Consider the following 19,772-nt stretch of genomic DNA (forward strand, 5'->3'; position numbering starts at 1 on the left):
GGCGTGAACGCGCCAGAGTGAGAAACTCAGCGGAGTAATTATGTCAGCACGTGACCTGAAGCTGCAGGTAATCTTTAACATGATAGAGCGCGTCACCGCGCCCTTGAAGCGCATCATGGCCCAGTCGTCGGCCAGCGGCAAGGCTTTAAAGGCCTTGCGCGACCGTCTCAAGGAAATGGACGCGCAACAGAAAAACATTACCGGCTTCAGGCGCATGTCTGCCAGCTTGCGCGAATCCTCCGGGCGGCTGGGTGCCGCCCAGCAAAAGGTCAAAGCCCTGGCCGAGCAAATGCGCAACACCCAACACCCCACCCGCGCCATGACGCGGGAGTTTGACCGCGCCACCAGAGCGGCCAGGCTGATCAAGGAACAGCTACAGCGTGAAAGCCAGCAATTGCAGGTATTGCGCAGCAGCCTGCATGCGGCAGGCATCAGCACCCAGCAACTCAGCGCCCATGAACGTAGCTTGCGCAATAACATGGCCGCCACCTCTGCGCAAATCGTCGCCCAGCAACAGCAGCTTGCAGCACTGGCACGACGACAGCAACAGGTTGCAGCAGCCCGTCAACGTATGGACGGTACCCGCTCAATGGCGGGCAATATGACCGGCAATGGCCTGGGTATGACCGTTGCAGGTGGCACCATGGGTATCCCAGTCATTAAAAGCATAGACCAGGCAGCGCAATTTCAACAGCAAACCTCGCGTCTGCGTGCCCTGGGCATAGGTGAACACATGGTGCAAGAAGGTGTGCAGTTTGCCAAAGGGATGAACATCATGGGCAGCAGCACATTAGACAATCTGAAATTGCTGACAGAGGCGCAGTCTATCTTGCGCGACTTTCACCACGCCCAGGAAATCACCCCTATGCTGGCTAAAATGAAGTTTGGTATCGAGGGGGTAATGCAAAAGAAAGGCGCTGGCGAAGGCCATGGCGAGGCCGCAGAGCAAATGTTTATGGACTTGATCAAAGTGGCCGAGCTGCGCGGTGCCTTGAAAGACATGGACACCTTTAAGCGCGTGCTGGATTTTTCCACCAAGGCTTATGTTGCCTCTGGTGGACTGGTCAAGCCTGAAGAATTACTGAACATGATTAAAACGGGTGGTGTGGCCGCCAAACAATTATCTGACGAAAGCTTCTTTTTTGGAATGCTGCACAGCGTACAAGAGATGGGTGGCTTTCGTACTGGTACGGGCTTGATGAGTGCGTACAACAACTGGGCAGCAGGTCGCACGACTCAACAAACTGCAGAAGAACTAATGAAGGCAGGCTTGATCAAGCCTGAGTCAATCAAATACGGCACAACCGGACATATCACCAAACTGATGCCCGATGCACTACGCGCATCAGAAAAGTACACCGCTGACCCTTTCCAGTATTTGATGGAAGATGTCATACCAAAAATCAAAAAACCTGGCATGACAGACAACCAGGTCATGCAAAAAATTGCCACCATGTTCTCAAAGAGTACGGCGGCTAATTTGTACAGCTCCTGGTACTTGGAACGCAACAATATCGAAAAGCACCGCAAAGCTGCCAAAGGCGCATTCGGTGTTGAGCCTTTGTATCAAGAGTCTGGTCAGGTTGTTAATGGTAAATATGCTGATTTAATTGCACGCCGCAATACCCTGGAGCAGCAACTTGGCGAGCATATATTGCCCATCGTGAACCGTGGCCTTGAAATGCTCACCTCTGCCATTCAGTCATTGACAGCATTTTTTAACCGGCACGAGACAGCGGCAAAGGTGCTTACTATTACGTTTGCTGGCCTGGCCGTTGGCTTACTCGTCATGGGTACGCTAACCATTGCCCTCGCCACCATCATAGGCCCGCTGGCACTGCTACGCTTTGGCTTTGCCATGCTGGGCATTAGAGGGGCGTTCATGGCTGGCACACTGGCGCGGCTGGGCGCGGCATTCGCCAGAATCGGCCCCTTTATTGCCCGCATAGGCGTCTGGCTGCGCGGCCTTGGCCCTGTTTTGCGTGCTGTGGGCAGTGGCTTTATGTGGTTAATGCGCTTACTTGGCGTGGTGCTACGCTTCTTTCTGCTTAACCCCATAGGCCTGGCGATTACGGCCATAGCTGCAGCGGCTTACCTGATCTATCGCAATTGGGCGCAAGTGAGTGCCTTCTTTAGTGGTTTGTGGGCATCGATCAAAACCAGCTTTAACAGCGGCATCGCTGCACTGAGCGCGTTTATAGAAGGCTGGCACCCGGTAGAGAAATTCCGCAGCATGATGGCGGCAGTGTATGGCTATTTCACCATCGACTTACCCGCCAAATTTAGCGAGTTTGGCAGCAACATGATGCAAGGCCTGGTGAATGGCATCACCAGCGCCGCTGGCACCGTGCGCGATACCATCAGCACCATGGCAGACAATGTTGTGTCCTGGTTTAAGGAAAAGCTCGGCATTCATTCGCCGAGCGTGGTCTTTGCGGAGCTGGGGCAATTCACCATGCAAGGCTTGTCTATCGGTATAGAAAAAGCCCAGGCGCTGCCGCTGGACAAGCTGAATGGCGTTACCAGGCAAATGACCGCCATGGGTGCAGGCATGGCACTAAGCGCGACCATGACGCCCGCATTTGCTCAACTGCCCCCGGTGCCATTCAACCCGCAGCAAGCCGCCCTGGTGCAGTTTGCTGCACAAAGGCAAGAACCGCCACGCCTGGCCGAGCCGATCAAGTTTGACCGACGCCCACCAGTGCAGGCGCAAGGCAACAGCACGGCCAGCGCAAGCAGTAACCAGGCACCCGCTGCCAGCAATATCCAGATTGTGATTAACCCGCCTGCAGGCGCAGACCCGCAAGCCATTGCCAAGGCCGTGGCCGCCGAACTGGACAGGCGTGAGCGGCAGCAGGCACAGCAGCGCCGGTCTGCCATGCATGACTATGATGAATCGTAAGAAGGACGACGCACCATGATGATGAGTTTAGGCCAGTTTGTATTCAGCCTGTCCACGGCCGCGTACCAAGAATTCCAGCAACAAATCGAATGGAAGCACCCCAACACCAGCCGCGTGGGCGAACGTGACGCGCACCAGTTTTTAGGCCCAGGTGATAACACCATCACCTTGTCTGGCTGGATGGCCCCGGCCTTTGCCGGTGACCCGGCGTCTTTGGATGATCTGGAAGAAATGGGGGACGCTGGGGACGCCTATGTGTTGGTGGAAGGTACCGGGCGCATATACGGGCAATTTCTGATCACTAATTTAACCAAGGGCAAAAACACCTTTTTGGATGATGGCATGCCGCAGAGGATAGATTTCTCACTCAGCTTAAAGCGTGTTGACCTGGGTGACCAGGTAGACCCGCACACAGGCGGCCCGGATCTGGGCGATGATGTCATTGAATGGGAAGAGGTAGATTTAGAATGAGCCACAACAAACCCGCCTTTGCCATCACCCTGGACGGCCAAGACATCACCAGCAAGATATATCCGCGCCTGGTCAGCCTGACACTGACCGAGGCCAGAGAAAACGCCGTTGATGAACTCAACATCACCATAGACGACAGCGACGGCCGTGTGGCGATTCCACGCAAAGGCGTCAAGATCACTTTGCAGCTAGGCTGGCATAGGGGTGGCAACGGCGCTGGCATGGTAGACAAAGGCACTTTCGTGGTGGATGAAGTGGAACACGAAGGCGCGCCAGACATGCTGGTCCTGCGCGCCCGTAGTGCAGAGATGGCAAAGCCAGTACGCACCCGCAAAGACCGCAGCTTTGACAAAAAGACTGTGGCCGATATCGTGGGCCAGATTGCCAAGGACAACGACTTAACGCCCAAGGTAAGCCAAAACCTGCAAGGCAAAGTCATTGACCACATAGACCAGACCAATGAATCAGACATTAATTTCTTGAACCGGCTGGGCAAGCGGTTTGATGCCGTGGCCACCGTCAAAAAAGACGCCCTGTTGTTCTTACCTATTGACGAGGGCAGCAACAGCAAAGGCGAAAGCCTACCCACCATCACCCTGGAACGCCGCGACGGCGACAAACACCGCTACCACACCGCCAGCCGCGACGCCTACAGCGGCGTACGCGCCCAATGGCACGACCCCAACGACGCCAAGGAAAAAAGCGAACTGATAGGCGAAGACGACAACCCAAAACGCCTGCGCCACACCTACCCCAATCAAGAGGCAGCAGAGCAAGCAGCAAAGGCAGAAATGAACCGGGTAAAGCGCGGCAAGGCAACTCTGCAATTTACCCTTGCGCTGGGCAGGCCAGACATTACCCCCATGATGGGCGTCACCATCCCAAGCCTAAAAGCGCCTATCGGAGATACGGACTGGATCATCGTCAAAACCACGCACAGCGTTTCGGCGCAGGGGTTTACTACGCAATTGGAGATGGAGACGAGGAAGGGGCAGGAGGAAAAGGATGCGGGGGGCTGTCGGTGAATCAAACCAATGATGATAAGATTATCACCTAATACCCTTACCACCATTATCTTGTAATTTCGGAGTGCACTTGAACTACTTAGATTTTTTGTCTAAACATGGCTTTTCAAAAGAAATACAGAATATTGCCAAAGGTGGGGTTGCCGTCGCTGAATTTACTTTTAAGGCTCCGGCTGATTTAAGTTTTGGATTCCCCCCAGTTCTAATTCCATTGTGGAGTGAAGGCAGTTGGCCAGGATATATCGGAATTGCCAGACATTGGTTTGGCGATCAACCTGATACATTCATTGAATATTTTTCTGGCGAGACTTCCGCTATTGAAATAGCTAAGAATTTGTCCCAGCTAAAGGCATGGTTGGTCTTTGATTCTCTATGCAATGTCCCGGATCTAGATGAAGTTGGTCAATTTGCTGAATCAATCGGGTTTTGTGGATCTAATGAAGTTGAGGCCATTTTTGAAGAATGTGAAGATGTATCTGGATTAGCGAATTTAGATATTTTCAAAGAGAACCTACCTTCGGTACTCAAGAATGGCGAAAAATTGGGAAAACCTGAGTGGTGGTTACCACCTTCAGGATTAAACGAAATTCGGAATCATATTAACTGCGGCCGCTTTGATCTAGCTTGGTGTCAGCTTAATAGCGGTGGCTTCGAGGCATCTGAGATAGCGGATATTTTGAATTTATTGTCTAACCACGTGGAAAGAAAGGCCGAGTTCCGCGATTTGATTATTTGTTGGGGCAACGCAAATTTATGATTTGTGCGAGCCCGCGTGGGGACGATTAGCAGCGCGTAATCGCCCGCCGGGTTGGAAATGTATGAATGTCAGACCAGTCCCCGCGCTGAGTGCAGAGGAAACATTTGATGTCTATATTTGATAAATTGCAGAAATATATTGGTTCGAGTGTTGGAAGTAAGCGATTTATGTCGGTTGATGTAGCTGACATAAATGCAGCTGAAGCAGAATTTGGGTTTAAATTACCATCCAGTTTGAAGAGGTTTTATCAAAGCGTTGGGTATGGATGGTTTGGTGTAGAAGATAGATCAGACATTCGGAATTTATTCGTACATCCGTTGGACATGGTCGATTTATATAATGGTACTTCTGAATTTTCTCCTCCTGAAGAATTTTTGCCTGGCGATGTACCTTTTTTTGACTGCGGATCATTTAGATTTTTAGTTTTTCGACCAAGTTCTAGTAATTCAGAATTTGTTTATAGGCATATCGGAGAGAGCGAACCAATAGCAAATGACATTGAAGATTTTGTGGAGAAACTTTTGCTTAATCCTCATTTCTATGAGGAATGATCCTGTCGTCCTTGCTATTGTCCTATTCAGCCCGCTTATGGAAGATTAGCAGCGCGTAATCGCCCGCCGGGTTGGAAATGTATGAATGTCAGACCTGACCCAGCGGCTCTCAAAGTAAAACCAAATCCATTGGCAAGTATGGCGATGCGACATCAAATTTAATGTCCCTATTTCTGCCAAGTGCTGCGAGACCAGTTAATGGAATAGAAATGAAGCCACGGAAATTTCGTTGACTCTGCTGTGTGCTCGACCAATAATCTCGATGCTTTTCCAACGCCAGATTCAATGTTTCTTCAAATTTAGGATTTTCAGAAATCAAGTACATGAAAATTTCTAACTGCGGCACATCCAATAACAAGGTACCGGAACGATCATGTATGTCTGGCCTATCTGGATCGGTTGCTCTTAACGCTGCCAGTATTCCCTCGACCACCCCTTCTGTCCCGTTCACGTAGGCACAAAGAGCATCTTTGTAATGATACAGATACTCACTCCCCCTCGTTGATGTACGGAGAAAAAGTTCATTCGGAACCTGACATAGCAGCTTGATTGCATCCACATCGCCACAAATGACGTTAAGAAAAAAACCGTCTAGCCAAGCACCTATATATACAGAACTTTCATCAGGGGCAGATTTATAGATCACCGGCTCCCCCTCACCAAGTCGCGCCACAACCGGGCCCTGGGGGTTCAATGCAGTTGCAAAGAGGGCACTTCTTGCCTCTGCAGCCAGACGCAATGCGCCTGCTATTCGTTGCGACGTTGGATCGATTACATGTTCAAATGCTGCGGCAGCAATTGCTTCATTCGCCAGGGTTCCTAGATTTCTTGGTGTTCGCCTGGAACCATCTACGAACTGAGGCAAGTCTTCAAAGGCATGATTTGCCCTTTCCACGATGCCCTTCATGTAGGCACTATCTATCGAATGTCGTTCAACTTGCATGTACACAAACCTTTCTGTAATCGCCCGCCGGGTTGGAAATGTATGAATGTCAGACCTGACCCCGAGCCCTGCCGGGTTGGAAATGTATGAATGTCAGACCTGACCCCGAGCCCTGCTGTGACCCCGAGCCCTGCTGAGAAGCCACAATTGAGACAAGAAATGTCTCCTTCAAAGATACCCGGTTCACCGATGGTCTCGTACCTAATGCTGGCTCCATCCTGAATTCCTCTGACAATCGGTGCATTTGTGCAAATTGCATGTCCTTTACACTTCGCGCAGGCAACAGAAAACTCATCGGGAAACGAGAACCATTGGTATATATGCGTCATGACAATGCCTAGCCCTTATTTGAAATTTGGTAGCCCGCGTAGAGGCGATTAGCAGCGCGTAATAGCCCGCCGGGTTGGAAATGTATGAATGTCAGACCTGACTCTCAGCGCCTGCTCTATTGCCAATATGAAATTCCATTGTTTAATCGCTCACCAACAAGCCCTTGTTTATCAAGGTCATAATCAAGGAACCCATCTGGGTCCAAAAAATATACATTCTCTCTGTAAAATGCAATGACAGTTTTCAAAAAATCTTCTGCATTTAAATGCATCAACTCAAACTGAGGGTCGTCATGTAGAAAACTGCTAATGCTATTTTCGTTATTTCCAGATCTACTTTCGATACAAACAGAATCACTAGAATGATTCGCAAGGAGCGGAAAATTATGAACTTGAGATGACCCAACAATTGCTATTAATTTCTGAAATTCCTCTTCAAGTTCATTTAAATGAATCAGGCGATAGCCCGGAATAAAATCCATGAGTTTTTGGTCAGCTACATTTCTCAAAGTGCCATCGACTTGGCAATATATTTCTAGAACAAGTTCAGGTATATCAACTGCTGATTTGAAAATTGTTTTTAGTCTATGTTCTACTTCTAACCTAGGCAGACCACGCCCTAAGCTTTCACGATAGCCGGGGCGGCTTTGGTCGCAAAGCGCCAAAAATTCATTGAAAAGATCACCAATTTTTGTCATCAACTCATATCCTATTTTGCACACTTGACGCGTCTCGAAGTCGAACTTTTGTCGCTTCGCGTGGAACATCCGCCGGGTTGGAAATATATGAATATCAGAAATGCCCCCTTGCCTCTCTCGTCGCTGTTAAATCCTCAAAATATTTGTAATTATTTTCGACTTGGTCATGCCAGCTACGTGAATTAACTTCATGTGAGACAGACTTAATATAATCGAGTTCATCCATTTCTGGATCAGTAAATTGAATCCCTAGCAACAAATCTGACTCAAAAGGACTATCGCTTAAATCACTAGCAGCTTTCAAATGCTTAATTACATCTACTATTATCCGCATAAATAAGTCGCATGCGAATTGATCGATAAAATCAGAACCCTTACCTAAAAACTGCGCATCATCAAAATCCTGGTCGTAATATCGATCATAAAACTCATCTATCAAAACACCAACTTCTTCAAATAATTCATTATGAATTGCCAAATAATCCCATTCTGAAGCATTCATTAGAAACACATTATCTGGAACTCCTACATCAACATTGCTATTGATTTTCCGAGCAACACTTTCCCTAGTTGATACGGCAATACCCATATGGGTAAATCCTGAATCGCAGAAAATCGTAAACGCATAAATTGATTCTTGAACTAATTCTTCCTTTATGAGTGGAATGCATGCTCTGCACGCAGTCAGCATTTTTTCCGAGATTGAGATTTCAAAATCACTCGTTTTCATCGTTTTATGCCTTTCGTTATTTCAACCCATTAATTCTGGGCATTTATTACTTTATCCAGTGTCGAAAATGTATGAATGTCAGACCTGACCCCTAGCTTTGCGCGGCGCGTAATCGCCCGCCGGGTTGGAAATGTATGAATGTCAGACCTGCCCCCTCGCCCCGCTCACACCTTATGGCGAAATACTGAGACCGGTTCTTCTGTTAAACGAATTAATTAATTCGACTGGGCTAATCGACTCCATTATTGCAAGTCTTTTTAATATAGGCGTGAGTATTGAACTTACATCTGTATCAATTTTCTTCATTTTATTGATCAGACCAATCCCAAAAATATCGTCTTCTAAAGCACCTGTCTCTGCCGTTTGACGCCTTACGCGATACAACATCGCAACCCAATAATTGACACGATCGTCCAATAGCCATTGCGCGTATGAGCTTGGCAATAATTCACGCTCAACAGCTGGACGAACAACATCAGCAATATCTTCTAATGTGGGTGAAGCAAACATTTGGTCGCACTCGACGATTTTCTCATTTAGATCTGTCGAGAAAACACTGTAGACCTCGTAACGCACATTAGTGCCTTGCTCAAGAATAGCGCTTTTGATTACTCTATATGGCACGCCTTCAACAAACACCTCTTCTGACGCGGGAAGTGCTTTTTCACGCTCGTCAACCGATAAGACACGAGACAAGGATAATGAATACTCAATTTCTTGTTGCTTGCCCAATTCTCTATTTATAATCCAAACCAACACTGAACCGTTTTCAGCGCAGTCATAGGCTGCTAAAAAATCAGATTCGTCAAACAGTCCAGACAATTGGATTGGTAACTCTGCATAGGTGAGTTGTTCTCTAAAAATCATTCATGCCGCTCCAATTTAGTAGGCAGTTTATCTACGCTTAACGGAAGGAAATCGTGCGAAAGGATAAAAATGTATGAATATCAGACCTGACCCCGCCCCTCGTCTTGCCCCCTCACCCCAAGCGCTTCCAGTCACGCAACGGAACTGCACTCGTACCAACCACCAAATCGCCATGATGAAAACCAAATGATCCGCCAAGTTCGATAAGTCTGATTAGTGGCTCGAAAAGTTCCGCGTACTGAATAGCAATGACTTTTCCCGCATCAATCCCTTCGCACCATTGTAAGAAACACTCACAGGTCCTGCGCAAGTAGGCATTTTTCACCTGAGCACCTGCAGTCGACTGAAATTCCAACATGGCATGCTTTGCAGCATGTCCGTCAATTGACAAGATGGTGAGTGGATCGAAAAATGGCGATGGCAGAGCTATCTGCTCCTGTTCCGACATCACGGCCACCCGTCGAATATATTCGCAGGCCAAATTCGCGGCTAACTCTTGATCGTAGTCAGATCGTTCGAATTCAATTTGCATTAATCGCTTCAATCCGCCTTCAACTTTAGACGCATCGCTGTTCACCATTACTCCTCCAAAGCGTGTAGGGACAATTACCGGCGCGTAATCGCCCGCCGGGTTGGAAATGTATGAATGTCAGACCTGACCCAGTATCCATCTCTCGCCTGGCACGCTACCTTCCAATCGTGTCTTCCTCGTCATCGTCCCAGAACTTCCCAGGAGTAGCATATTCGCCATTGAGCAATATTTGGCACCATCCAAACTCTGTATAAAAAAAGGCTAGGTCGTGAATTTTGTACAAATTAGTACCGACCTCTTCAATAGAAATCATGCCGTTAGCGGCATGCGTGTAATCGCCCCCGCCGCCTGCGAGAGCCCTTTCTTCAAGCAGCTTTCTATCCCATTCCAGCACTAAACCACGCGCCTCCGGTAAAGGGCTTTGAAATATAATTTCAAATTCCCTGGCAATGCGGCAATAGCAAGGTATATTTTTTTGCAGCACTAATTCTTCGGCCACAAGATTTTTAGGCATTTCAATTTTTAGATGCATGCATCTCCCCCTTAGAGATTCGCAAAAAATGTATGAATGTCAGACCTGACCCCTCACCTCCCAACTGGCTTGGAAATGTATGAATATCAGACCTGACCCCGTTCCTAATCGCCAGCCGGGTTGGAAATGTATGAATGTCAGACCTGACCCCGCTCCATATGAATCTTTGTACTTGATTAAAAAATGTATGAATGTCAGACCTGACCCCGGTCTTGTGACCCCGGTCTTGCTACTTAAATTCTTCCTTCAATTTCTTCGCAAGTGAGGATATCCTCAGCAACATTTTGAAACACTGAATGCCATTTCTGGCAAAAATCAAAAGCCATTTGGTAGTAGGCTGACGGCACACTTTCCTGGGAAAGTTCAATTTCAATAAGCATTTTAGGATCAGAACCTAATTTTTTTCGAATTAGATTCCATTCTTCCTGATCGTCGTCATCATCTATTTGGGGAACATAATCGGGTTCTACATATAGGATTGCATACCCCTCTTCAAACGGCACAAGGAATTTATAACCTTCAGATATTGCACGGAATTCCCCCCCCCCTAACTTGAGCATAAAAGTTTTTAACTCTTCATAAGGAACCGACTCAGCTACTAATAGATACGCTGTTAAACTCACAATAAATTCCTTAGGCATTAACTAATGCAACATGTATCGATTCAACGCCTGCCACTGCGACGCCTGATTCGACACTGCCACACATTCTCTGAACTGCCCATCATCCATTTTCTCTATGCTGCCGACTGAATATGGATTGCCGTCGTTATAGCAATGGTCTTGCGTCTGGCCTGGCTCATCATGTTTTGATGTGGCTGGCAGGACTGTTGCGGCCATGGCTGCGCATAGGGCCAGTGAGGCGGCTATTGCCAGGCAAGTGGCGTATCGTTTGAGCCTGCTTTGTCTGTGTGCATGTGCCTGGCATTGTGTGCATTCTGGTTCTATTCGTTTGTGGCAAATCGTGTTGTGAATCGCCAGGGGCGCGGTGACTATGAGGTCTGCCCTTTCGCTTTCTGTTTGTATTTGCAGTTTTGTTGGCTCGGTCTCTGAGCCTACGTTGATGTGCATGTAGGTTGATAGTCTTGGTGCTTCGTTTAAATGGCCTAAGAATGCCTGGCCGACACTCGCTTCTATTTCAACAATTTGGCTGTTATCGGCGACTACTTCTTTGACTTTTTCCCGGACATATTGACGGTGTTGGGGCCAGTGATGTCGCCGACGATCTGCTGGCCGACTTTGCCGTGTATGGTTGCACCACCGATTGCCTGGGGGGCACTCATGCCGCTGATCATGCCTAGAACGCCTGCCTTGCCTCGAGCATCCAAACTGCGAAAACCTTCTACCAATTCCTGCTCGTCTTTGTTTAAGGCTTCTGCATTGATCTTTCCGGACAAGACATATTCAGTGTCAACGCCAATCGCGGCAACCGCGATGAGATAGCCAGCGTCCGGAAAACGCTTGTCCTGCTCATAAGTGACTTGAGCCAGTTTTTTTACACCACCAACGGCTGCGAAATCGTCTTGATTCATATTCAGACGCTTGCGCTCTGCCCTCAGTCTTTCACCGAATGTATTGTTTTGCATATTTAGTTGTTAACTTGTATGCTTTTGCATACTATATTTGCACTACCCCGTAACTACACTTAATAATACATTATGAGCCTGCCCTCTATTGCTAGTCGTGCACCAAAAATTCCTTTGGCTGTTCCTCTTGCTTTGCGCTTGTCTGCCGACGAAATGGCAAAGACAGACAAATACGCTGCCCTTGAAGTGCGTTCTCGTTCTGCTTTTGCACGCATGTTGTTTTTGCGCGGCCTGGCAGACTACGAACGTGAACTTGCCCAATCCAAATAAGCGAGGCCGCCATGTACGCAGATAAACGACGCATCAAGACCAATAAAATGATGATCCGCTTTGATGACTATGAGTTTGAGTTAATCAAAGCCATGGCCGCTTATCAGGGCGATCAACCTGCGGCATTTATGCGTGATCTGGTCTTGCGCGAAGCCATCGCTTTGCTGGGCGAGCAAGTCCCACAAATCTTATCTACAAAGTAATTACTTTGACAGACACCATCAGGCCATTTTGAAGTAGACGAAACAAGAAGATGCCTTCACTCCATACCGATTTCACGGACGCTGAATTAGAAATACTTGAAAAAGTGCGTGTTCAATGGGGGCTGCGCGACCTTGATGAAACGGCTGAATTTTTAGCCAAGCGGTTTTTACGCATGGGCATGCAGAGATTGACAGGCAGCGGCCGTGCCATGAATTTAGTTTCACCAGAAGATTTTGAAAGGACAACGGAATGCGAGTAATCGGTATGCCATGCCCCCACTGCTCAAACCGTGTACGCGCTATCAAGAGCCGTACCTTGTCACCGATGTTTAAAGAAATTACTTATCGCTGCAATAACGTGGATTGCGGCCATGTATTTATCGCCGGACTGGAAGTGCTGCGCACTTTATCGCTGTCTGCCGTACCTAACTATGACGTGAAGATACCGATATCAAGACACGTCAGGGCGTCTGCCTTGAATCAGTTGTCATTAAACCTGACTGCTGCATGACGCTGATCTAGCCGCACTCATTTAATCATTTTAGTCGTTGCCAACATGCCTGTTTTCAGGCGTGAGGGACTTTTTTGCCCAAATTTTTGGAGGTGAACATGCGTTTGACATTTGCATCCCGTTTTGTCCTTGCCAGGGCCATACGCAAGGAGTTGAAGGCTTTGAACAACGGCCCGCAGATTTGCCGCCTGTATAGCCAGGCGCTTATCGGCGAAATGATCCACGACTTAGGCGGCATGGCTGGGGAGTGGTGATCATGAAACAGCCTGGTGATGATTTTACCCGCGACATTTTCAACAAGCCTGGCCGTGGCCGCCCTCGCAAGGTAAATGCCAAGACTGCAGCGCAGCGCGCCAAGGAATACCGCGACCGTCAGCGGGAACAGAAATTCAACTTTCTAAGGGGACAGCGTCATGAGATTGCCTGATGAAGTCTATGTGGCGCTGCTGGGCGCCATCAGCCTGGGGGTTGTGGAGAACGAACGTTTGCGCGGCGTTGCCGAACGTCTGGAAGACATCGAGGCAGAGCAAGAGTATTCGCGCAACGTGCGCTTGCTGGAAGAAGGCCGCCAGTTGTTGATTAACGAGCAGCACAAATTTTCGTGACGTCACAAAAAATCATGCCTATTCCAGCGACCACAGACGACGAACTGCGCAAGGTACATGCCGCCCTGCGTATCACAGTCCCTTTTGAGCAGTTGCCGCCATTGATGCGCCACAGTCTAGCCATGGTGGCGCATTGCTGGCGCGGCCGGGTACCAGCGCACTTGTTTGGCAGGCCTGCAGCAAAACAAAAAGACCAGGCACAGCCCGGCAAGCAGCCAGTAAACGACTTTAAACGCCGTGCAAGCGGTGATTTTGATTGAATGATTATGAATACCACACCTACCACTATAAACCTGTCAGACCGCGAACAGCAGCCCATTGTGTTCTTGACCGCCTACATGTACCCCAGCGAGCTGCAGCCCTTAAAAGAAATGCTGCAAGAAATGATGGATAAGGTTAATGGATATGATCCCGAACAAGCAGAGCTTTGGGGCGGTCTGTGCGCGCTTATGTTTGGAGTTAAGTCCGTAATTCAAAACTTGGATTCAGCGAACAGCAAGGCGGGCGCGTAATGGATGAATCGCTTCGTCACGAAATCCTGCAGCGCCTGGTTGAATTCAAGTTCAAGCCAGAACAAAACGGCATGCTGCGCGGGGGCATTTGCCCGGCATGCCAGAAAAAAGAGCTGTATATCAATGCAGAGCACCCCTGGGTGATTCGCTGCGGCCGCCTGAACAATTGCGGTGAGACTAGACACGTCAAAGAGCTGTACCCGGATCTGTTTGATAACTGGTCTGAGCGTTACAAGCCCACACCAGAAAAGCCAAACCCGAACGCGGCGGCAGATGCGTATATGCAACATGGCCGGGGCTTTGCGCTGGCGAAGGTTCAGGGGATGTATACGCAGGAGTATTACTTTGACCAGGAGCTGAAGATAGGCAGCGCGACGGTGCGCTTTCCTTTTGGGAATGGCTATTGGGAAAGGATCATTGATCAGCCTTACCGCTTTGGCAAGAAGAAGGCGCACTTTAAGTACGGTTCCAAGTATTACGGCCTGTGGTGGAAGCCTGACCCGGTTGTCATTCAAGACAAAACGGAAATATGGCTGGTAGAAGGCGTTTTTGATGCGCTGGCACTGATGCACCATGATATCCCTGCAGTTGCCCTGGGTAGTTGCAATAACTACCCAGAGGAGGCATTGCGTAACCTGGCCGCCTCGCGTGGCAACATGGATTGCCGTCTTGTTTGGGCGCTGGACGGCGACAATGCCGGGCGCAGCTATACCAAGAAGCATGTAGACAAAGCCAGGGCCGCAGGCTGGGAGTGTGCGGCGGCACAGATACCGCAGGACGGCAAGAATAAGCTGGATTGGAATGATGCGCACCAGCGTGATGCACTGACTGAGAAGGATATCGAGGAATACCGCTATCACGGTGACTTGCTGCTGGCGAAATCCGCCGAGGAAAAAGCTTTGCTGCGCTACAAGCATGACGGTGGCCAGACTGAGTTTTATTTTGATTTTGGGAACCGGCTATTTTGGTTTCGCCTCGATCTGGAACGCTACAACAAGGCCAGGGAGCAGCAGGACAACAGCGAGGATTCAAAAACCTTGTCAGAGTATGCCTTGCGCGACCAGGCGCTGGTGACATCGAGCACGGTCTATGAAATTGCCAATTGTTTGCCCAGGGCGCTGTATTTTCAGGAAAACCTGATCACTAACGAGAGCTGGTATTACTTCCGCGTGTCATTCCCGCATGATGGCAAGCCGGTGAAGAACACGTTTACTGCGTCTCAAATTGCATGCTCTGCGGAGTTTAATAAGCGTTTGCTGGGCATGGCTGGGGGCGCTATGTATAACGGCAGCAGCAACCAGTTAAAGCGGATTCTTGCGGACCAGCTTTACAACATCAAGCGCGTGGATACCATCGATTACATCGGCTACAGCCTTGAGCATGGTTGTTATGTGCTGGGCGATGTGGCGATGAAAGACGGCGTATTGAATGAGGTGAACAGCGAGGATTTCTTTGATATCGGCAAGCTGTCGATCAAGTCATTGAATAAGTCTGTCAACCTGACCATTAACCGCGACCGTCATGAATACCGTACAGACTGGCTTGACCTGATCTGGACGGCCTTTGGTGCCAAAGGCCTGGTGGCGCTGACATTCTGGTTTGGATCGCTTTTTGCGGAGCAGATCAGGTCTAAACAATCGTCTTACCCTTTCCTTGAGGTAGTGGGCGAAGCTGGGGCCGGTAAATCAACCTTGATTGAATTTTTGTGGAAGCTGTTTGGCCGTAATGGCTACGAAGGTTTCGACCCGGCAAAGTCTAGCCTGGCGGCGCGGGCGCGTAATTTTGGGCAAGTGTCTTGCCTGCCGGTGGTGTTGATTGAATCTGACCGTGAACGCATGGGGGAAGACAAAAGCCATGTGAAGTCATTTGATTGGGATGAGCTGAAGACGGCCTATAACGGCCGCAGCATGCGTGCCAGGGGCATGGCGACGGGTGGCAATGAGACATACGAGCCGCCTTTCCGTGGATCTATCGTGATATCGCAAAACAACCCGGTGAATGCGTCTGAGGCGATTTTGTCGCGCATTGTGCATTTGTATTTTGACCGTTCGACGCAGACGGCCGCGTCTGGAGAGGCAGCGGACAAGCTGAAGTATATGTCTGTGGAACAGGTGTCGGGCTTCATTCTAGCCGCCACCAAGCGCGAGAAGGCCATCATGGAGCTGGTGGGCGCGAATACGCCCTTGTACCTGAAAGAGCTACGCCAAAACAAGAATATCAAGATGCCGCGCCTGGTAGAAACCCACGCGCAAATGCTGGCCCTGGCTGATGCGCTGGCTCTGGTGGTAAAGCTGCCTGAATCGCAGCAGGCCGCCTTAAAAGCCCAGATCGTGACCATGGCCGAGGAACGTCAGCAGGTTATCAATAGTGACCATGTGCTGGTGCAGGAATTCTGGGAGGCGTTTGATTATCTGGATAACGGGGATATGTCGATTTTGAATCATTCGCGTGACCCTGGCTTCATTGCCGTTAATTTAAATCACTTCATGCAGGTAGCAACAGAGAAACGTCAGCAAGTGCCCCTTTTGCGGGACTTGAAAAAGGTGCTGAAGACCAGCAGCCGACGCAAATTTGTAGAAACAAACCGGGTTGTCAACAGCGTGATCCGCAGCACGCAATCGCCTATGGCCACCCCTTCCACATCAGTGAAATGCTGGATTTTCCAGACTGAAAAATAACCAAAGAAAGGACGAAATATGAGCTTTCAAGTCTTTGTAAGAACGATCACCAGCAAGTATGAATACATCGCCATTGCACAGGACGCCTGCGCTGTCTTTGGCGCTGCCTATGACTTTTTCGGTGCCTGTGGCGTCACAGTCAAACCGTGGCGAGGTGACAAATGATTGTGCCTAAACATCGTATTTTGCAGGTGTTCGCCATCACCTATGCACCAGGCAAGGCCAACGCGGCCCGCTTTGATGAAGTTGCCCGGTTGTTGGGTATCGATACTGAAACAGTGGAAGTAATCGTGAATGAAAACGTAGGGGTACAGTGAAATGAGAACGGTGAAAATTACTTCGTACATGAATGCGGATCAGGCCCAGGCATTGGCGCAATTTTTTAAGCGTATCGGGTTTTCTGAATTTAAGCAGCTTGCTGCCAATATCGACGAAGCCTATTTGATGCAAGAAGGTGCGTTGAAGGTGGCTGATGGGCTTGCTGATAATGGCTTTGCGCCTCGCTGATCACTACGGAAAAATACAAATGTCAATAATTCATGTGGTTTCAATTTCTGGCGGCAAAGATAGTACAGCGACGGCAATACTCGCCATCGAGCAGCACGGCATAGCAAATTGCCGGTTTGTTTTTGCTGACACTGGAAACGAACACGAAGAAACATATAAATATGCGCTGTCTTACCTTCCGGCGGCGTTGAATATTAAGGTAGATGTCGTGCGCGCCGATTTTTCAGACGAATTTGCTGTTAAGCGTGCCAACCTGGCCCGCATTGCTGCAGGCGAACCAGAGTCTGCAATTTATGGGAAGCGCAAGTTTAAATACAACTGGACGCCAGAGGCCGCAGCACGGGCATTAGAGCTGCTTTACACCACCGGGAACCCTTATCTTGATATGTGCATGCTAAAGGGTGGTTTTCCCTCTAGAAAACGTCAATTTTGCACCGAGTATCTGAAAACGATCCCTTTAACCGAATACTGCATGAATGTCATTGACGATGAACATGCGGTCTGGTCTTGGCAAGGTGTACGCATTGATGAAAGCCAATCAAGGCGGGCGCGCCTGCAGGGAACTGGCGCATGCGTGAAATCGTTTGAAGTCGTTGGCGGAGGCCTTTTCAACTACAGGCCGATACTGCGCTGGAACGTGCGTGATGTGTTTTTAGCGCATGAATTGGCTGGTATTGAGCCAAACCCTCTATACAAGCAAGGTATGACGCGGGTTGGCTGTATGCCCTGCATCAATTGCAGCAAAGCAGAGTTGCACGCTATTGCAAAGCGGTTCCCAGAACACATAGAGCGCATTGCCAAATGGGAGGCGCTAGTTTCTGAAGTCTGTCGGCCGCGTTCGCCTGTCTCATTTTTTCACCTTGGTACCCAGGGACACAAGGGCCAGGCATCGACGATTTTATCTGTCGTTGAATGGGCCAAAACAAGCCGAGGTGGTAGGCAGTTTTCCTTGTTGGCAGATCTGGACGAGCCGACCGCTTGCTCGTCCGCTTACGGCCTTTGCGAATAACCAATATAAAACCGAATATGAGCTCAATTTTTGAAACAAAAGTAGAGTCGGAGACCTTGACCAGCGATGAGCTGGCAAGTATCACCGGCTGCCCGCGCCGGCACGACCAGGTGACGTGGCTGGTAAATAATGGCTGGGTATATCACTTGAAACGTAACGGGGAACCAGTCGTGGGCCGCTTGTATGCCCGCTTGAAGCTGGCGGGCGTGAATCCTGCCAGTTTTGCGCCTGCAGCGCCATGGGTGCCTGATTTTTCTAAATTATCGTGAGTTAGTATGAGACCTAAAAAGAGTGCAAGAGATCTTCCGCCACGCATGCTGATGCGTGTTCGCCCTACAAAGGGGGGCAAAGATTGGGTGGGCTATTACTACAATGCGCGCACTGAAGATGGAAAGCGTAAGGAAATTCCGCTAGGTAGAGATTTGAACGAGGCAAAACGTAAGTGGGCTGAATTGGAATGTGTTACTGCACCATTGGATACGAGTTTGATGAGCCATGTGTTTGACCGGTATATCCGACATATTTTGCCGGGCAAGGCGCGTAGTACGCAAAAAGATAATATGGACTCGATCAAGCAGCTGCGGTCCGTGTTTGATACGGCACCAATTGATGCGATTACGCCGCAGATGATTGCGATGTATCGAGATACCCGGTCAGCCAAGATCAGGGCAAACCGAGAGCTGGCGTTGTTGTCGCATATTTTTAACACTGCGCGGGAATGGGGTTATACGTCGCGTGAGAATCCTTGCAGGGGTGTACGCAAGAATAAGGAGGAACCACGGGATTTTTATGCATCGAAGAAAATTTGGGACGCGGTGTATTCGCTTGCATGCGACGAGTTGAAAGACGCAATGGACCTGGCTTATCTGACCGGTCAACGGCCAGGTGATGTGTTGAAAATGAAGGTGGCAGATATACAGGATGGAGCCTTGCTGGTTAAACAAGGCAAGACGAAGAAGTTTTTGCGCATTGTGCTGGAGCAGGACGGTATACGCTCTGAGCTAGGTAAAGTTTTGGACAGGATCTTGAGCCGCCCTCACCGCATCAATAAATCGAACATTATCACAACGATGCAGGATCAGCCGTTGAACAAATGGACCTTGCGCCTGCGCTTTGAGCGCGCCCGATCTGCTGCGGCGGAAAACGCAAGGTTTGCGGGTGACGAGGATATGGCCAGCACGATTATGCAATTCCAGTTTAGGGACATTCGCCCCAAAGCGGCCAGCGAGATATCAGATTTGCACGATGCCAGCAAATTATTGGGGCATAGTGACAAACAGATAACTGAAACTGTGTATCGACGTATTGGCGAGTCGGTCAAACCGACTAGATAAGTGGGTAGTTGCGGAAAGGCTTTCCGCATTTTGTTAAATGAGCCTGCGAAATTTCGCATTCAAAGCGCCCTCTTCCCAGTCGCTGAAAATAAAAAAGCCCTTGATTATCAAGGGCTTTTTCGTATTCGTTGGCGGAAGCTGTGAGATTCGAACTCACGAAGGCTATAACACCTCGCCAGTTTTCAAGACTGGTGCATTCAACCGCTCTGCCAAGCTTCCGA

At 49.2% G+C, this 19,772-nt stretch carries 30 protein-coding genes and 1 tRNA gene; 21 read left to right on the forward strand and 10 right to left on the reverse strand.

The window, feature by feature from the left end:
* Positions 1 to 40: 40 nt before the first annotated feature.
* The 5 genes from Q8K39_RS16295 to Q8K39_RS16315 all read left to right on the forward strand — a co-directional run bounded on the left by Q8K39_RS16295 (position 41) and on the right by Q8K39_RS16315 (position 5,706).
* Positions 41 to 2,902, forward strand: a complete 2,862-nt coding sequence (locus tag Q8K39_RS16295; protein ID WP_305261818.1) for a hypothetical protein — start codon at positions 41 to 43, stop codon at positions 2,900 to 2,902.
* A 15-nt stretch (positions 2,903 to 2,917) separates the two neighbouring features.
* Positions 2,918 to 3,373 (forward strand): phage tail protein, encoded by a 456-nt coding sequence (locus Q8K39_RS16300; RefSeq protein WP_305261820.1) that lies wholly within the window; start codon positions 2,918 to 2,920, stop codon positions 3,371 to 3,373.
* Complete coding sequence (locus tag Q8K39_RS16305) at positions 3,370 to 4,398, forward strand: contractile injection system protein, VgrG/Pvc8 family (RefSeq protein WP_305261822.1); 1,029 nt, start codon at positions 3,370 to 3,372, stop codon at positions 4,396 to 4,398. The genes Q8K39_RS16300 and Q8K39_RS16305 overlap by 4 nt, the downstream gene beginning before the upstream one ends.
* Before the next feature lie 70 nt (positions 4,399 to 4,468).
* Positions 4,469 to 5,155, forward strand: coding sequence for a hypothetical protein (locus Q8K39_RS16310; protein WP_305261824.1), 687 nt, complete (start codon positions 4,469 to 4,471; stop codon positions 5,153 to 5,155).
* 107 nt (positions 5,156 to 5,262) lie between these two features.
* The gene (locus Q8K39_RS16315; protein ID WP_305261826.1) at positions 5,263 to 5,706 is read left to right on the forward strand and encodes an SMI1/KNR4 family protein; all 444 of its coding nucleotides are present in this window, start codon (positions 5,263 to 5,265) and stop codon (positions 5,704 to 5,706) included.
* Between the two features lie 109 nt (positions 5,707 to 5,815).
* On the opposite strand, the gene Q8K39_RS16320 is transcribed toward Q8K39_RS16315, so the two are convergent.
* The 9 genes from Q8K39_RS16320 to Q8K39_RS16360 all read right to left on the reverse strand — a co-directional run bounded on the left by Q8K39_RS16320 (position 5,816) and on the right by Q8K39_RS16360 (position 11,922).
* Positions 5,816 to 6,649 (reverse strand): immunity 49 family protein, encoded by an 834-nt coding sequence (locus tag Q8K39_RS16320; RefSeq protein ID WP_305261828.1) that lies wholly within the window; start codon positions 6,647 to 6,649, stop codon positions 5,816 to 5,818.
* 445 nt (positions 6,650 to 7,094) lie between these two features.
* Positions 7,095 to 7,676: a hypothetical protein gene (locus tag Q8K39_RS16325; protein WP_305261830.1), complete on the reverse strand. Its 582-nt coding sequence runs from the start codon at positions 7,674 to 7,676 to the stop codon at positions 7,095 to 7,097.
* 94 nt (positions 7,677 to 7,770) lie between these two features.
* Entirely contained in the window at positions 7,771 to 8,406 is a 636-nt protein-coding gene (locus tag Q8K39_RS16330) for a DUF4303 domain-containing protein (protein ID WP_305261832.1), read from the reverse strand.
* Between the two features lie 171 nt (positions 8,407 to 8,577).
* On the reverse strand, positions 8,578 to 9,273 hold the full coding sequence (locus Q8K39_RS16335) for a hypothetical protein (protein ID WP_305261834.1): 696 nt from the start codon (positions 9,271 to 9,273) through the stop codon (positions 8,578 to 8,580).
* Between the two features lie 112 nt (positions 9,274 to 9,385).
* Entirely contained in the window at positions 9,386 to 9,853 is a 468-nt protein-coding gene (locus Q8K39_RS16340) for a hypothetical protein (protein ID WP_305261836.1), read from the reverse strand.
* A 106-nt stretch (positions 9,854 to 9,959) separates the two neighbouring features.
* Positions 9,960 to 10,337, reverse strand: a complete 378-nt coding sequence (locus tag Q8K39_RS16345) for a hypothetical protein (protein WP_305261838.1) — start codon at positions 10,335 to 10,337, stop codon at positions 9,960 to 9,962.
* 233 nt (positions 10,338 to 10,570) lie between these two features.
* On the reverse strand, positions 10,571 to 10,978 hold the full coding sequence (locus tag Q8K39_RS16350) for a hypothetical protein (RefSeq protein WP_305261840.1): 408 nt from the start codon (positions 10,976 to 10,978) through the stop codon (positions 10,571 to 10,573).
* A 3-nt stretch (positions 10,979 to 10,981) separates the two neighbouring features.
* Entirely contained in the window at positions 10,982 to 11,407 is a 426-nt protein-coding gene (locus Q8K39_RS16355; RefSeq protein ID WP_305261842.1) for a hypothetical protein, read from the reverse strand.
* Positions 11,408 to 11,499: 92 nt separating this feature from the next.
* Positions 11,500 to 11,922 carry a helix-turn-helix domain-containing protein gene (locus Q8K39_RS16360; protein ID WP_305261844.1) on the reverse strand — a complete coding sequence of 141 codons (423 nt, stop codon included), beginning with the start codon at positions 11,920 to 11,922 and terminating at the stop codon, positions 11,500 to 11,502.
* Positions 11,923 to 11,994: 72 nt separating this feature from the next.
* On the opposite strand from Q8K39_RS16360, the gene Q8K39_RS16365 reads away from it, so the two are divergent.
* From Q8K39_RS16365 to Q8K39_RS16440, 16 genes are all read left to right on the forward strand, one after another.
* Positions 11,995 to 12,192 (forward strand): hypothetical protein, encoded by a 198-nt coding sequence (locus Q8K39_RS16365; protein ID WP_305261846.1) that lies wholly within the window; start codon positions 11,995 to 11,997, stop codon positions 12,190 to 12,192.
* An 11-nt stretch (positions 12,193 to 12,203) separates the two neighbouring features.
* On the forward strand, positions 12,204 to 12,395 hold the full coding sequence (locus tag Q8K39_RS16370; RefSeq protein ID WP_305261848.1) for a hypothetical protein: 192 nt from the start codon (positions 12,204 to 12,206) through the stop codon (positions 12,393 to 12,395).
* Between the two features lie 50 nt (positions 12,396 to 12,445).
* A complete protein-coding gene (locus tag Q8K39_RS16375; RefSeq protein WP_305261849.1) occupies positions 12,446 to 12,655 on the forward strand; it encodes a hypothetical protein in 210 nt (69 codons plus the stop codon).
* Positions 12,646 to 12,906: an ogr/Delta-like zinc finger family protein gene (locus Q8K39_RS16380; RefSeq protein ID WP_305261851.1), complete on the forward strand. Its 261-nt coding sequence runs from the start codon at positions 12,646 to 12,648 to the stop codon at positions 12,904 to 12,906. The genes Q8K39_RS16375 and Q8K39_RS16380 overlap by 10 nt, the downstream gene beginning before the upstream one ends.
* A 98-nt stretch (positions 12,907 to 13,004) precedes the next feature.
* A complete protein-coding gene (locus Q8K39_RS16385) occupies positions 13,005 to 13,160 on the forward strand; it encodes a hypothetical protein (protein ID WP_186957116.1) in 156 nt (51 codons plus the stop codon).
* Between the two features lie 2 nt (positions 13,161 to 13,162).
* A complete protein-coding gene (locus Q8K39_RS16390) occupies positions 13,163 to 13,333 on the forward strand; it encodes a hypothetical protein (RefSeq protein ID WP_186957257.1) in 171 nt (56 codons plus the stop codon).
* A complete protein-coding gene (locus Q8K39_RS16395; protein ID WP_305261852.1) occupies positions 13,320 to 13,511 on the forward strand; it encodes a hypothetical protein in 192 nt (63 codons plus the stop codon). Before Q8K39_RS16390 ends, Q8K39_RS16395 begins: the two co-directional genes overlap by 14 nt.
* A complete protein-coding gene (locus Q8K39_RS16400) occupies positions 13,508 to 13,771 on the forward strand; it encodes a hypothetical protein (RefSeq protein WP_305261853.1) in 264 nt (87 codons plus the stop codon). Before Q8K39_RS16395 ends, Q8K39_RS16400 begins: the two co-directional genes overlap by 4 nt.
* Before the next feature lie 6 nt (positions 13,772 to 13,777).
* Positions 13,778 to 14,023, forward strand: a complete 246-nt coding sequence (locus Q8K39_RS16405) for a hypothetical protein (RefSeq protein ID WP_305261854.1) — start codon at positions 13,778 to 13,780, stop codon at positions 14,021 to 14,023.
* Positions 14,023 to 16,701 (forward strand): toprim domain-containing protein, encoded by a 2,679-nt coding sequence (locus tag Q8K39_RS16410; protein WP_305261855.1) that lies wholly within the window; start codon positions 14,023 to 14,025, stop codon positions 16,699 to 16,701. The genes Q8K39_RS16405 and Q8K39_RS16410 overlap by 1 nt, the downstream gene beginning before the upstream one ends.
* Positions 16,702 to 16,719: 18 nt before the next feature.
* A complete protein-coding gene (locus Q8K39_RS16415) occupies positions 16,720 to 16,866 on the forward strand; it encodes a hypothetical protein (protein WP_305261857.1) in 147 nt (48 codons plus the stop codon).
* The gene (locus Q8K39_RS16420) at positions 16,863 to 17,018 is read left to right on the forward strand and encodes a hypothetical protein (protein ID WP_305261859.1); all 156 of its coding nucleotides are present in this window, start codon (positions 16,863 to 16,865) and stop codon (positions 17,016 to 17,018) included. Before Q8K39_RS16415 ends, Q8K39_RS16420 begins: the two co-directional genes overlap by 4 nt.
* A 1-nt stretch (position 17,019) precedes the next feature.
* Positions 17,020 to 17,208: a hypothetical protein gene (locus tag Q8K39_RS16425; protein ID WP_305261861.1), complete on the forward strand. Its 189-nt coding sequence runs from the start codon at positions 17,020 to 17,022 to the stop codon at positions 17,206 to 17,208.
* A 19-nt stretch (positions 17,209 to 17,227) separates the two neighbouring features.
* Positions 17,228 to 18,217: a phosphoadenosine phosphosulfate reductase family protein gene (locus Q8K39_RS16430; RefSeq protein WP_305261863.1), complete on the forward strand. Its 990-nt coding sequence runs from the start codon at positions 17,228 to 17,230 to the stop codon at positions 18,215 to 18,217.
* A 17-nt stretch (positions 18,218 to 18,234) separates the two neighbouring features.
* Positions 18,235 to 18,486, forward strand: coding sequence for a DUF4224 domain-containing protein (locus tag Q8K39_RS16435; protein WP_305261865.1), 252 nt, complete (start codon positions 18,235 to 18,237; stop codon positions 18,484 to 18,486).
* A gap of 6 nt (positions 18,487 to 18,492) precedes the next feature.
* The gene (locus tag Q8K39_RS16440; RefSeq protein ID WP_305261867.1) at positions 18,493 to 19,551 is read left to right on the forward strand and encodes a tyrosine-type recombinase/integrase; all 1,059 of its coding nucleotides are present in this window, start codon (positions 18,493 to 18,495) and stop codon (positions 19,549 to 19,551) included.
* Between the two features lie 129 nt (positions 19,552 to 19,680).
* On the opposite strand, the gene Q8K39_RS16445 is transcribed toward Q8K39_RS16440, so the two are convergent.
* A tRNA-Ser gene (locus Q8K39_RS16445) sits at positions 19,681 to 19,770 on the reverse strand.
* Between the last annotated feature and the right edge of the window lie 2 nt (positions 19,771 to 19,772).

The sequence above is a fragment of the Undibacterium sp. genome, assembly GCF_030683615.1.
Lineage (GTDB): Bacteria > Pseudomonadota > Gammaproteobacteria > Burkholderiales > Burkholderiaceae_D > Undibacterium > Undibacterium umbellatum.